This is a genomic window from Streptomyces sp. NPDC003036 (assembly GCF_040611175.1).
GTDB lineage: Bacteria > Actinomycetota > Actinomycetes > Streptomycetales > Streptomycetaceae > Streptomyces.
Genome location: NZ_JBEXNO010000026.1, coordinates 24652 through 36863, shown reverse-complemented (window position 1 = coordinate 36863; position 12212 = coordinate 24652). Strand labels below are relative to the sequence as shown.

At 71.8% G+C, this 12212-nt stretch carries 16 protein-coding genes; 12 read left to right on the top strand and 4 right to left on the bottom strand.

Annotation, left to right across the window (positions count from 1 at the left end; all coding sequences use genetic code 11):
* Positions 1-52: 52 nt before the first annotated feature.
* The 4 genes from ABZX67_RS20225 to ABZX67_RS20210 all read right to left on the bottom strand — a co-directional run bounded on the left by ABZX67_RS20225 (position 53) and on the right by ABZX67_RS20210 (position 3677).
* Positions 53-1390, bottom strand: coding sequence for an ATP-binding protein (locus tag ABZX67_RS20225; RefSeq protein WP_355362014.1), 1338 nt, complete (start codon positions 1388-1390; stop codon positions 53-55).
* 32 nt (positions 1391-1422) lie between these two features.
* Positions 1423-2046 (bottom strand): hypothetical protein, encoded by a 624-nt coding sequence (locus tag ABZX67_RS20220; protein ID WP_355362012.1) that lies wholly within the window; start codon positions 2044-2046, stop codon positions 1423-1425.
* Between the two features lie 59 nt (positions 2047-2105).
* The gene (locus tag ABZX67_RS20215; protein WP_355107238.1) at positions 2106-2432 is read right to left on the bottom strand and encodes a DUF6112 family protein; all 327 of its coding nucleotides are present in this window, start codon (positions 2430-2432) and stop codon (positions 2106-2108) included.
* A gap of 138 nt (positions 2433-2570) precedes the next feature.
* Positions 2571-3677, bottom strand: coding sequence for a C40 family peptidase (locus tag ABZX67_RS20210; protein WP_355362010.1), 1107 nt, complete (start codon positions 3675-3677; stop codon positions 2571-2573).
* A gap of 708 nt (positions 3678-4385) precedes the next feature.
* Between ABZX67_RS20210 and ABZX67_RS20205 the strand changes: the two genes are divergently transcribed.
* The 12 genes from ABZX67_RS20205 to ABZX67_RS20150 all read left to right on the top strand — a co-directional run bounded on the left by ABZX67_RS20205 (position 4386) and on the right by ABZX67_RS20150 (position 12197).
* Positions 4386-5141 (top strand): site-specific DNA-methyltransferase, encoded by a 756-nt coding sequence (locus ABZX67_RS20205; RefSeq protein WP_355362008.1) that lies wholly within the window; start codon positions 4386-4388, stop codon positions 5139-5141.
* A 174-nt stretch (positions 5142-5315) separates the two neighbouring features.
* Entirely contained in the window at positions 5316-5951 is a 636-nt protein-coding gene (locus ABZX67_RS20200; protein WP_355362138.1) for a DUF4913 domain-containing protein, read from the top strand.
* Between the two features lie 496 nt (positions 5952-6447).
* A complete protein-coding gene (locus ABZX67_RS20195; protein ID WP_355362006.1) occupies positions 6448-7101 on the top strand; it encodes a DUF3631 domain-containing protein in 654 nt (217 codons plus the stop codon).
* Between the two features lie 11 nt (positions 7102-7112).
* Positions 7113-7793 carry a hypothetical protein gene (locus ABZX67_RS20190; protein ID WP_355362004.1) on the top strand — a complete coding sequence of 227 codons (681 nt, stop codon included), beginning with the start codon at positions 7113-7115 and terminating at the stop codon, positions 7791-7793.
* A 122-nt stretch (positions 7794-7915) separates the two neighbouring features.
* Entirely contained in the window at positions 7916-8257 is a 342-nt protein-coding gene (locus ABZX67_RS20185; protein ID WP_058942148.1) for an SH3 domain-containing protein, read from the top strand.
* Between the two features lie 137 nt (positions 8258-8394).
* Complete coding sequence (locus ABZX67_RS20180; RefSeq protein ID WP_355362001.1) at positions 8395-9093, top strand: hypothetical protein; 699 nt, start codon at positions 8395-8397, stop codon at positions 9091-9093.
* A 179-nt stretch (positions 9094-9272) separates the two neighbouring features.
* Entirely contained in the window at positions 9273-9464 is a 192-nt protein-coding gene (locus ABZX67_RS20175) for a hypothetical protein (RefSeq protein ID WP_355361999.1), read from the top strand.
* Between the two features lie 87 nt (positions 9465-9551).
* Positions 9552-9995 carry a hypothetical protein gene (locus tag ABZX67_RS20170; protein WP_355361997.1) on the top strand — a complete coding sequence of 148 codons (444 nt, stop codon included), beginning with the start codon at positions 9552-9554 and terminating at the stop codon, positions 9993-9995.
* Positions 9992-10417, top strand: coding sequence for a hypothetical protein (locus ABZX67_RS20165; protein ID WP_355361995.1), 426 nt, complete (start codon positions 9992-9994; stop codon positions 10415-10417). The genes ABZX67_RS20170 and ABZX67_RS20165 overlap by 4 nt, the downstream gene beginning before the upstream one ends.
* Complete coding sequence (locus tag ABZX67_RS20160; protein WP_355361993.1) at positions 10418-10834, top strand: hypothetical protein; 417 nt, start codon at positions 10418-10420, stop codon at positions 10832-10834. It abuts the gene before it with no gap.
* A gap of 47 nt (positions 10835-10881) precedes the next feature.
* Entirely contained in the window at positions 10882-11784 is a 903-nt protein-coding gene (locus ABZX67_RS20155; RefSeq protein WP_355361991.1) for a helix-turn-helix domain-containing protein, read from the top strand.
* Positions 11781-12197, top strand: coding sequence for a hypothetical protein (locus ABZX67_RS20150; RefSeq protein WP_355361989.1), 417 nt, complete (start codon positions 11781-11783; stop codon positions 12195-12197). Before ABZX67_RS20155 ends, ABZX67_RS20150 begins: the two co-directional genes overlap by 4 nt.
* Positions 12198-12212: the final 15 nt, after the last annotated feature.

Here is a 12212-nt window from a genome sequence, read left to right as displayed (position 1 = left end):
GGCGCGCCGTACGGGTCGGCGGGCCCTGCCCGGGACGGGTGCGGGCGGGGGGCTACAGGCCGGCGGGTGAGCCGGACTGGGCGGCACCGTCGCTCGTGGACGACGAGCCGTGGGCCGGAGGCATCGGGTCCGAGGGGACACCGTGGTCCCAGCCGGTCTGCTGCCCGCCGACGGCGGAGTCGGCGCCGCCTCCGCTCCAGCTCGGCACGCCGCCGTCCTGGCCGGTGGCCGGGGAAGCGTTCTGGGCCTGCGGAGGCGCGGCCTGCTGCAGCAGATCCTGCAGACCACCGCCGGAGGAGTCGTCCGAGTCGCCCTTGTCCATGCTCATCCCGCCCGTCGGGTTCGCGGCGATGTCGCCGGGGAATCCGCTACCGCCGGCGGCCTGGGCGCCACCAGCCGCTCCGGCTCCAGCCGCCGCGCCCCCGGTTCCGGCGGTCGCGGCTGCCGCTGCGGCCTTGCGTCCGGCGTTCTCGGCGTGCTGGCGGGCCATCGACGCTCCGGCGCCACCGGCGCGGTGGATCGCCTCGCCGTCGGTTCCCTCAGACGCCCAGTGCACGAACTTGAAGACCATGTAGGGGCAGAGCAGGACGAGCAGCATGATCACCATCCCCGCCGCGACATCCGCGAGGGCGGCCACTCCGTCCTTGCTGTCGGCGTTGCCGAGCGCGGAGATGCCGAGCACGAAGATGATCGTCATCAGCAGCTTGGAGACGACGAGGGTGGCGGTGGCCTCGATCCAGCCGCGGCGCCAGCGTCGGGCGACCTCCCAGCCGCCGCCCGCTCCCGCGAAGACCGCGAGCGTGACCAGGATGAGGATGCCGACCTTGCGGACCATCATCACGCACCAGAACAGGAACGCTCCCACGGCCGAGGCGAGGGCAGCGACGACGGCGACGAGCCAGCCGAGTCCGGCGACCGCGCCGATCTGGGAGACCTTGACGATCCGGCGCACTGCGGAGGAGATATCGGTGCCGGCTGCGGCGAACAGCCCGTCGGAGAGGGCGTCGACGACCTCGATGGCCACCGTGGTGAAGGTGATCGCGCAGAAGGCGAACAGAACGCCCGAGGCGGTGCCGGTCAGCGCCTGGACGAGGGCTTGACCGTCGCGTTTCACGGCGGCTCTGACGAGCTGGGCGCAGAAGGTGGCGACGAGCACGACGAGGCCGATGGGCAGGATCGTCTCGTAGTTGTCGCGGAACCAGGCCGCACCGAGGTCGATGCTGGTGGTGCGGTCGATGGCCTTGGCAGCCAGGTCGGCCGCCGCGGCGGCGACGTCGCCGGCGCTCTGGACCATCCAGTCTCCGATCGCGCCGACGGGATCAGAAGCGAAGTCGATCGCGTCGCCGACGTCACAGACGGAACCGGCGAGGGGCAGGTCACAGAAGCCCACGTCGGGCGTCCTTTCGGGAGGTAGGAGAGGGGCTACGGGGCGACGCGCGGGGCGACGGCGACCAGGCGGCAGTCCGTGCTGGGACGGCACTGGATGGCGAGGGTGATCTGCCTGTCCTCAGCCCCGGACCCGCCGCCCGTCCAGGCGAGCTGCGTCTTGCCGCGGACCGTGACGGCGTAGATGTACGCCTGGGTGATCGCGGCCGGGTCGTCGGCGAGGGCCTGCTTGAACGCGGACGGGAAGTGCGCCTCGGAGACGGTCGCGCTGGCGTGCTGGCCGTTGTCCTTCAGCCGCGACCACAGCACCGGGTCGGGGACCTGGGCCTGGACGGAGTCCCAGTCGGCGTACGTGGACTCCGGAGTCATCCAGGCCCGCATGCCGGCGAGCTGCTCGGCGTGGCTGGTGGTGCGGGCGTCGAAGGTCCACAGCATCACCGCGCTCGCCCGGGCGAAGGCGAGCGGGTCGGCGACCGGCGGCGGCGCCGGTACGGCTGACCGGCCGGTACCCGCGGTCGGTGAGGTGGGCGAAACGCCGCCGGGCGAGTCCGAGGCGGCCGGAGCCGGCTTCGGCGGCGTGGCACCGGCGTGCTTGCCGTTGCCGGTCCACCACGCGACCGCTCCGGCCAGAACGAGCAGGACGGCCAGAGCACCGATCACGACGAGCAGACGGCGAGAAGGCCGCCAGCCGATACCGATTGCATCGAGGGAACGTTTCCTCATCGGACCTGCGAACCGAGGGCGGAGAAGAAGGCCACGATCCCGTTGGCCGCGCCCAGCCCGAGGGCGGCGCCGGCGCTGACGATCGCGCCCTTCTTCCCGTTGGCCTCGGCCTGGTGACCACCGGTGTGGTGGCCCCACGCCCACACACCGAGGCTGACGGCGAGCGCGCCGACCACGGCCACGATGCCGAACAGATTGATGCTGTTCACGACGGTGCGCAGGACTTCGAGGCCCGGCAGACCGCCGCCCTTCGGTGAAACTCCGGGGTCGAAGGCGAGCAGGAGATGGTCGTACGGAAGTGCGGTGAGGGAGACGGGGGAGATGGTGGTGCGCTCCTTGTGCGGGCACGGCTCGGTGGCCCGTGCCGGGAACGGGAAGGAAGGAGAGTGAGGGGGCGCTCTGCGGCGCGGGAGGTGGGCCGGTCCACCCGGCGCCTCATGGGCTCGTCGGGTGGACCGGTGTCACAGGACCCGGCGCGCGCTGTGTCCGGCGTAGTCGGCGAGCGCCGTGAACCGGACCGGCTTGCCGGTGCGCGGGGCCTCGATGACGAGGCCGTGACCGGCGTAGAGGCCGACGTGCTCAGGGCGTGCCGGGGTACCGCGGCTGAACACCAGGTCACCGGGGCGCAGTTGGTTCAGCGGGACGGCACGGCCCTCGCCGATCTGCGTGTACGTGGTACGGGTCAAGGTGATCCCGGCGGCCTTGTACGCCTGCTGGGTCAGTGAGCTGCAGTCGCAGCGGCCCATCGGGTCCGGCCCGTGGGGGGCGCGGCAGGTGCCGCCCCACTGGTAGAGGGTGCCGAGCTGGTGCATCGCCCAGGTGAGGGCCCTCTTCGCGCGGGGGTCGGTGTCGCTGGGGATCGCGTAGCTCTTGGGGATGGCGCCTTCGGGGATCGGGCCGATCGCGTTGCCGTCGTCGAGCGGGGAGCAGGAGTCGGCCGGCCGATCCGGCCCGTCGCCCGCGGGGCGACCGGGCGTTTTGAGGGTGGGGACGATGGCCTTCTGCAGGGCCCGGGCGAGCGTCTCCCACTGCGCGTAGGCGTCGGGGAAGCCAGAGAGCTGGACGGCCTGCGCGGCCTGGGTGATCGTCATCTGCTGCCAGCCGGCGACCTTCAGCAGGCCCTTGTAGAACTTCGTGCTGGCGTACACGGGGTCCCGGATCTGGGCGGGGGAGCCCCAGCCCTGGCTGGGCCGTTGCTGGAACAGGCCGAGCGAGTCGCGGTCGCCGTAGGCGAGGTTGCGCAGGCGGGATTCCTGGATCGCGGTGGCCAGCGCGACGACTTGGCCGCGTTCGGGGACGCCGAGGGTGATGCCGGTGGCGACGATGGTGCGGGCGTGGGGGATCTGCTCGTTGGGCAGTTCGAGGCCCTCGATGCGCAGGTCCTTGGCGCCGGAGCCGCCGAGTACGGCGGCGACCTGCTGCTGGACAGCGGCGGTGTCGACGGGGCCGGCGTCGCACGAGGCTGTGGTGGTGGCCGAGGAGTCGCCGGCCGCGGCGACGACGGCCGTGCCGGCAAGGAGTAGTGGGGACAGGCAGAGCACACCGATCGCGGCGGCGATGCCCTTCACTCGCGGGCGGCCTCCGGCCGGCGGGCAGCGGAGCGGTCACCTGGGATGGGAGCGGGACGGGTCACGGGGAGTCCTCGGGGGTGGGCCTCCGGCCGCACGGTGTGCGGGAGGAAGGGCCGTACGGCCGGAGGGGTGGATCCGGGCGGGCCCGGGGCCGGGTGCGTGTTGCCTCACGCACCGAGCCGGGCCAGGGGAGTTACGGGCGGAACATCGGCGGGCCTCCTCGGTCGCGGGTGGAACCCGAATGGGCGGGACAGCGTGCGGGGAGTGCTACGGGCGGAACATCAGCGGGACCTCCTGGTGCGGCGGGAGCGGCGACGGTGCGGAGAGCGGCTGGGCGTCAGGGGCGGTACATGGACGTGCCTCCGGTCTGCGGCGATCGGGAGAGGACACGGGGCGGCGCGGCGGAGCGCGCGCGGGGTCACGGACGGAACACAGGGGCCTCCTGGGCAGGACAAGGAAGGGGGGAGAGTGGCGCCATCAGCGGTATCCGCCGGGCAGTGACAAGACAGTAAGCCCGAATCCCCGGTCACCGAAATCGCCGCCGGAACTCCCGAGAACTGCGCGCAACTTCGGCGGCGATGCTGCCCAACCGGGGATCGTGCTCTACAGTTTTGGCCTCCCCGCGCGCTCACCATCCTTCCCCTGTGAGCCACGGCGCGGTCTGGAGCCCTTCCTTCCGTATCCCTCTCCCGAATGGGGCCCCTTTTGTCGTTCTCCCTTCACCAGGGCGACGCCCTGAGCGTCCTGACGACCCTGCCCGACGGCTGTGCTGACTCCGTCATCACCGACCCGCCGTACAACTCGGGCGGCCGGACCGCGAAGGAGCGCACCGGCCGCTCAGCCCGGCAGAAGTACGTCTCGGCAGACGCCCAGCACGCGCTGCCGGACTTCACCGGCGAGAACATGGACCAGCGCTCGTACACGCTCTGGCTGACGCAGATCATGACCGAGGCACACCGCGCCACGAAGACCGGTGGCACGGCGCTGCTGTTCACCGACTGGCGCCAGCTCCCGGCGACCACGGATGCCCTCCAGGCCGCCGGCTGGCTGTGGCTCGGCGTCCTGACCTGGCACAAGCCGCAGGCCCGCCCGCAGAAGGGCAAGTTCCGGCAGGACTGTGAGTTCATCGTCTGGGGCGCGAAGGGCAGGATCGACGCCGCCGCCAACCCGGTCTACCTGCCTGGCCTCTACAGCGCCTCGCAGCCCTCGGGCAAGGAGCGTCGGCACATCACCCAGAAGCCGGTCTCCGTGATGCGCGAGCTCGTCAAGATCTGCCCGCCGGGAGGGACGGTCCTGGACTTCTGTGCCGGATCCGGCTCCACCGGAGTGGCCGCTCTCCTCGAAGGACGGCAGTTCGTCGGCATCGAGAAGACCAAGGAGTACGCCGCGGTCGCCGCCGATCGGCTGACCGACACCGTCCGGCAGACCACGTCGCAGGACGACTTCGCCCTCACCGCCTGAACCGGCACGGTCGCCGGCCAGTAGTCCTTCGACGGCGGGCGCAATATAGCGGCGGATTCCCGGTTTCCGAAACCGGGGATTCTCCGGACCATCGGGGTTGCTGAACTACCGGCTCCCGCTGCAAGGAGACCCCTTTTCGTGTCCGAATCCCCCCAGACCCGCGCCGGCGGGGAAATGGAACCGGTCCGTCTTCCCGACGCCGACCTCGAATCCATCGAGGCGTCCGTGCGGAAACTTCTGGACCGGTCTGCCGAACAGGCCCGCATGATCGACAGCCTGGCCGCCGCGCCTTCAGCCGATCCGCGGACTGCGGGCATGCCGTACGCCGGGTTTCCCGGCATGCCGGCCTTCACCCCGCCGGCCCCGCCGCCCGAGCCCAAGCCCATCCTGGAGCTGGAGGGCGAGGAGTTCGAGGACGAGTTGGCCGCCCTGACCGACTGGGTCGACGACCACCTCATGGACGTCTACGGCGCCGAGATCACCACCGCCGCGCCCTGGTGCCCGCAGTGGCAGGAGCACCTCGACGTCGTGGCCTGGCTGCACGCCCTGTGGATGGCCTACCAGCAGCACAAGGACCCCGAGGCCGGGCCCAGTGGGATGTTCGTCTGGCACCGCGACTTCCTCACCCATGCCATGGCCCATGTCCGCGGGGCCGGCGGGCCGCTCAGCGCCTGCCAGACCGACCCCGACCGACCCGAGCACCGCCTTCTGCGCGCCCCCGGCCCCTCCACGCGGTCCATCGCCCGCGAGGCCGAGGCGCAGCAGGACGGCGACGCCTCCCCGCAGGACGACATCGGGCTCGCGCCGTGACGCCGCCGCCGGCGTACGGGCTGTCTTTCAACCCCGAGGCTCTAACTGACTTGCGGGCACTCCCACGAGACATCCGGGACCGGGCCCTGGGCCTCATCGAGGATGTCGTCCGGGCCCGCGTCACGGGCGGCTCGCTCACCGGCGAGCTGCGCGAATACCGGAAGCTCTACCTGGGCGAGAGGTCCGAGTGGCGGATCGTCTACCGCCTCCAAAACGCCCCGCCCGGGTCCCATCACCACCACGAGGCGCACGTGGTCGCCGTCCGGCCTCGATCCCGGCACGACATCTACGACACCGTCCGCGCCCGTGTGAACCGTCCACGCCCCGCGGCCGGCCCCCGCGCCCATGCGGCTCGCACCCTCCCGCCCCAGATGCAGGGCCGTACACCACCGTCCGCCAGGCCCGACGCCTCTACGGCAATGGCGCCCGCGGCTTGGCGGCCTGCGGACCTGTTCACCTCGCCTGCGCCCGACACCGACCCGAAGGGGAACCGACGTTGACCGCCCCCCTGCGCACCAGCGCCCTGCCCGACCTCATCGGGCGCCTGCTGACCGACGCCCTCTATCCCGTCCCCGCGCCGCATCCGCACCACCAGACGCTGCTGCAGGTGAAGGACCGACAGGCCGAACTCGACAAGGAACTGCGCGCCGTACTGGCCCGGCCCGAGCCGAGGAGCCACGCCGAGGCGGAAGCCGAGCTGGACGACATCGTGAACCTGCTCATCGACAGGCTCGACGTCGCTCGCGACCTGGGCCTCCTGCTCGGCGACGACACCTGCTGCACCGGCATGGCGTCTGACGAGGAGGAACCGGTCCACATCTCCGAAGGTTTGGCCGCGACCGGGGACGGAGCCCGCCGTGTGCCGCACGTCAACGGCCCCTGCATCGTCTCCGCCTGCCTGTCCGTCTTCGACGACTACGGCTGCCCGGACGCCCTTGCCTCGGCCGACCTCGTCGCCGCCCTGCGCACCATGCACGGCACCGCCGAAGGCCGCTGGCCCTACGCCGAACTCACCCAGGCCCGCCTCGCCACCCTGCTGCGCCCCTACGAGGTCGCCAGCCGAGACATCACCCTTCCCGACGGCCGCCGTCGAAAGTCCTACCGGCGCACCGCCCTCCTGGCCGCTCTCCCTGACGACTGCGCCTGCTGACGGGCGGCCCGATGACCGCGTCGACCTCCTCGGCGGCGCCGACCGCCCTGGACGGGCAGATCGAGCAAACCGTCGGAGACCTCGCTGCCCTTCACCACGATCACCAGGCCGGACTGCTCACCCCCGAGCGCGCGGCGCTGGCCGCAGCGCACCGCGACCTCGGGCTCGCGGAGACAGCCGTCGCATACCACCTGAACGTGCTGATGAAGCTCTCCTCCGGCACCCACCCCGTCGATGCCGCCCTGCTCGACCGGATGCGCCGGACACTGACCAACCTTGCTCACGCCGCCGCCGAACGCGACGAGGGCCAGCACCGCGCCGCCAGCGCGCTCGACATGGTCCGCGCGGCTTCCCCCGTTGCCGTTCCGGCACACAACGAGCTGACCCCGCACGATCTTGCCGCTCTGCTCTCGCTGGCCTCGGGCGGCACCGTGCGGGAGCACCTGCACACCCACCGCCTGTCCGTACGGACCGCCCACGGACGACTCGTGGATTTCGCCGCCTTCCAGCGCCTTGAAAATCATGGCCTGGTCGTCCGCGACACCTCCCGCAGCCTGATCGCGGGGCAGCCCGTCACCCTCACGGACGCCGGCCGATCCGCGCTCCTCGGCTCCCGCCGCCCCGCGGCTTCCCAGCCCCCCGCGCCAGCCCGCCCGGTCGGTGCCTGGCCGGCCCGGGCCCGGAGCCGCTGACCACCCTGCCCGCTGGCTCGGGCCCGAACGAGTCATCCGGGGCTTCGCCCCCGGCGGGCACCGCTGCCCCACTGCCAGCGCACCTTCCCTTCCCTGTGTCCTCCCACCCTCAGGAGTTCCCCTTGCGTTTCGCCCGTACCGCCCTGTGCGCTGTCGCTCTCGCCAGCGTCGCGATCCCCGCCACCACCACCGTCGCCGCCGCTGCCACCGCCGCACCGGCGTCCCTCCCGCTCGTGCGGGACTGCGACCGGCCCGGGCCGTGGACCATCGGCACCAGCGCCGTCAATATCCGCAAGAGCCCCACGACCCGCTCCTCTGTCGTCGGCGTCCTCTACCGCAGCCACCGGTTCACCGTGCACTCCTCTCGCGGCGGCTGGCACTACATCACGGACCGTACGACGGGCGTGAAGGGCTGGGTCTCCGGCAGCTACGTCTACCGCGACGTGTACATGTGCCTCGACTGACCTCCACGCCCGTGTCGCCGCCCACGGCGCACGGTGCCCCCTCTCGCCGACCTCTCTCCGCGCGAGAGAAGCCGGCGGCACCGAGGGCCGTCCGTGATCTGCCCAGCCCGACAACTCCTCGCGAAAGCGCCTCAGCCGTGCTCTATCAGTGCCCCGACTATGGAATTGACGGCTTCGAGCCGGCCGACGACAGCCACCGGAATCTCCTCTATGGCGTCGACGCGCCGGAACTCAGGGTCCTGGCCGAACACCACACGCCTGTCAACAGCTACTTCATCCTTCATGACCAGGCCGCTACGTGGGGTGTCCCCGGCGCGCCTCAGCTTCGAGCTGTGCACCTTTCGCGGGATCTGGACGCTCGCACCTTCGAAGTGGCCATGCAGGAGTTCCCGCTGTTCGCCATGGCGGAGTCGTGGCTCCTCGACCGGCGCTGTCCACCTGATGCCATCGAGCCTCCCGACGTGCACGTGGCCGCCGACGCCCTCACCCGCGCCCTGGAGACCCGGGTCCGTCGTGACGCCGTCCGCTTCACCATGCTCGACAGCTACACGGACGACGGCGTATCACCGCAGGTCGTTGTGATGCTTCGCTCGCCCGGCCAGGAATCCGGACCGGCGTTCCGGATTCTGTGGGAGCGCTACGACGTGGTGTCCGGTGCCCACACCCTTCGCGAAGGCGGCTTCACCACGATCGACGAGGCACGCGCCTGGTGGACCGCCTGGCAGCAAGGCGATCCGCCGCCGCTGCGCCCTCCCGTGCCTGCCCCTCGTCGAGGAGCCAGCTCCGCAGCGCCGGTTCGGCCGGCATCAACGGGCCTTCAGGGCAGGTGCCGGTAAGGCCCCTGTCAGGGGCCCGAGTTGGCGCAGGAGGCGTACGCGGCGGGAGGAAGGGGGCGCAATATATCGGGCGATCCCCGGTTTCGGAAACCGGGGATCCTCCGGACCCTTGCCTCTGTCGCCGCCACGTCCGTGGAGACGGTTTTCTTCCTGTTCTGCCTGGTCTGGAGTCCTTCGTCGTGTGCTACTCGCCCGCCGCCATCACCGCCACCGCCCTCGTCGGTGACCCCGCGGCAGTCTCTCCCCGCGCGGATCCGGTGCCCGCGAGCTGTCCGGCGCCGTGGATCGTGTCGCCCCTCGCCGTCGCCATCCACGCCGCGCCGGGCCGCGACTGGCGGCACGTCACCCCTGCATCCGGCATCCCCGGCTGACGTCGCCGCTGGCAGCTCCGCCGAAGCACCTGCGCCCGAAGCAGCCTTCGTGCTTTGCACCGTCTTCTTCCCCTGGAGCACCATTCCGTGTCCGAGACCCCCGACTTCCTCGACGGCGAGATCGTGGCCGTGCTCGCCGAGCAGATCGAGACGCACTTCACCATGACGCTGCCCGAGCTCGCCCGGGCCGTGAAGGCCGCACCGCACGCCCACGCCGGCGCTACCAACGTCGTCCACGCCTACGGCCTGCTCACCCAGGCCCAGTCCGCGGTGGAGAAGACCGAGGACGCACTCCTCGCTGCACTGGAGACCGCCGTGGGCGAGATCCTCGACGACCCGGTCATGGGCTTGGCCCAGCAGGTGAACGAAGCCGTCGAACTTCGCGATGCCCGCGCGGAGCGACTGCGGTTCCTCCTCGACGTGCCGACCGGGAAGCCGGAGATGCGGACACGTCCGGCGCCTCGCCTGACCACCACCCTCCCGGCTGCGGCTCCGGCCCAGCCCGCCCGGATCTCGGGGGTCGCACGATGACCAGCACCCGGAAGCCGAGCAGCCAGGACGACGCTCTAGAGGGCATCTTCGGCGCCCCGCTGGCCGATCTGTACGAGCAGGCCGTGCGCCCGGGCGCCTCGCCCGCGCTCGTCCGGGCCCTGGAGTTGAGGTCCTTCCTCGCCCTGGCCGAGGAGCAGGTCGTCCGTGTCCGCGACCGCGTTCACGTGAGCATGGCGCCGGACGGCGATCTGGACCTGCTGTCCGCCGAGGTCCTGCAGTCCGATGCGCACTGGTTGGAGGCCGCGCTGGACGGCCGGCGGGGTTATCGCCGTGCGCTGGACTCACTGCTGTCCGCCATGCCGCCTCCGACGGCCCGGCCGGTAACCGCGCTGGCCACCAGCCTTCCTCCTGCTCGACCTGCCACGTCTGTGGAGTCGGGGGCGCTGGCCCGGGGCCGCTGAGTGCCCGATCCGTACGCCGCCTCCCGTAGCGCCGGGGAGCGAATCGAGGCCCTCTACGGCCGCCCGATCGCCGAACTCGCCGCCGGTGCCGAGCCAGGCAGCATGCGCTACGCCCTCCTCAACAGCTTCGACGCCCTCCAGTACGCCGATCGCGGCGTCGTCTTCCACACCGAGCAGCTTCACCGCCTGACCGCGCCCGAGCGCACCATCGAGGCCGTGGACGTCGGCCACATCATCGACGCCGCCCGTCGCCTCGCCCACGCCGTCACCACCCGCGACTCCCACGCGCAGGTCCTCGGTGACGTCCTGCAGAGCCTGCACCGCGTCCCCGACGGCGCGCCCGACCTCCCGAAGGTCTGCGAACCCACCGCGGCCCTGCCGGCGGCGCCCGCGCCGGTATCCGCCCGCTCGCGGTAACCCCCTCCTCTTCTCCCTCGTACCTCCGCCCCGTCTGGAGTTCTCCCGTGGCCGCTGCCCGAGTCCCGTCCACCGACCTGCCCCGCGTCGTCGAGACGCTGGAGATGATCGCGCCGCGCTGGAGCGTGTGGGTGCTCATGACGCTCGCCGCCGAGACCCAGCCGATGCGCTACAGCGAGGTCAACGCCCGCCTGCCGTGGCTGGTGGACGGCCAGCTCACGCCCCGCCTTCGCGCGCTGTCCAATGCCGGCCTGATCGAGCGCACCGCCTTCTCCCGCAAGCACGTCACGTACGGGCTCACCGACCGGGGCCGGGCCCTGCTGCCGACCCTGGAGGCAATGGCCGCCTACGGCGACCAGCACCTCGACAAGCAGCTCGTCGAGACGAAGGTGACCAAGAACGGCACGACGCAGGTGGAGATGCTGCCGGAGCGGATACCGGCCGCGCAGAACGCCGAAGACGCCCTCGCGCTGATCTCGTACAAGCACGCCACCCCGTTGCTGTGGGCGCTCAAGGAGCGCGGCCCCTCGACCATGGCGGCCCTCCACCAAGAGACGATGCCCGACCTTAGCGTCGCCGCCGTCTACCACCCGGTGTACAAGTTGAGCGAGGACCGCCTCGTCACCATCACCCCCCAGGCAGGGGCGGACAAGGACACGCTCAACACGGCCCGGATCAGCCTGACGGCCGCTGCCCGCTCCCTCGCGCCGGTCTACCGGACCGTGGCTGCCTGGGCGACCGGCCGACCGCACACGGATGCCGGCAGCCACCCGCTCTGGGGTGCAAACCGCCTTCCGGCCGCCGCGCGATCTGGGCAGTGGGCCGCTCACCAGGCCCGGCACACGATGCGCACCGCCGTGCCCGTCGCCCAGCCGCATGCCCCGGCCCCCGAGAAGAACTGGCGGCCGGCTGACCTGTTCTCGTCGCCGACGACAGGCCCGTGCCGGTGACCGGAGCACGACGGCCGTCGCCCCGACTCGGTGAAGCCACCGTCCGCTCCCTGCTGGGCGGAATCCCGGTCCGGGATCCCGCCAGTGGACAGGCGGCAGCTCTCCTCGGTCGCCTCATCCGCGAGGAGGCCGATGTGCTCGACGGCATCGACGAGCGACTCCAGGCCCAGGCCGAGTACGCCATCGAGCAGCTCAGCCGTGTCGTCGACGGTCGCGACCAGTACCGCCACCGCTCCACCGACGGCGTCCTGCAGCTCACCGGCCCGCAGATCGACATGCTCCTCGCCCGCCGCGGCGACGCCGTACGCCACCTGACCGGCCTCTGCACCGCCTTCAAGGCCGTGTCCCAGACCGCCACCGCGCCCGCCCCGGCCGTGAGCCGCGCCCCGGTCCGCCGCCCCGCCGGCCGCTGAACATACCGAACCCTT

Excerpts from the sequence above, each read along its gene's own strand:
- ABZX67_RS20190 (WP_355362004.1), top strand. The coding sequence starts at position 7,113 with ATGACCGCGTCGACCTCCTCGGCGGCGCCGACCGCCCTGGACGGGCAG.
- ABZX67_RS20200 (WP_355362138.1), top strand. The coding sequence starts at position 5,316 with ATGGAACCGGTCCGTCTTCCCGACGCCGACCTCGAATCCATCGAGGCG.
- ABZX67_RS20165 (WP_355361995.1), top strand. The coding sequence starts at position 9,992 with ATGACCAGCACCCGGAAGCCGAGCAGCCAGGACGACGCTCTAGAGGGC.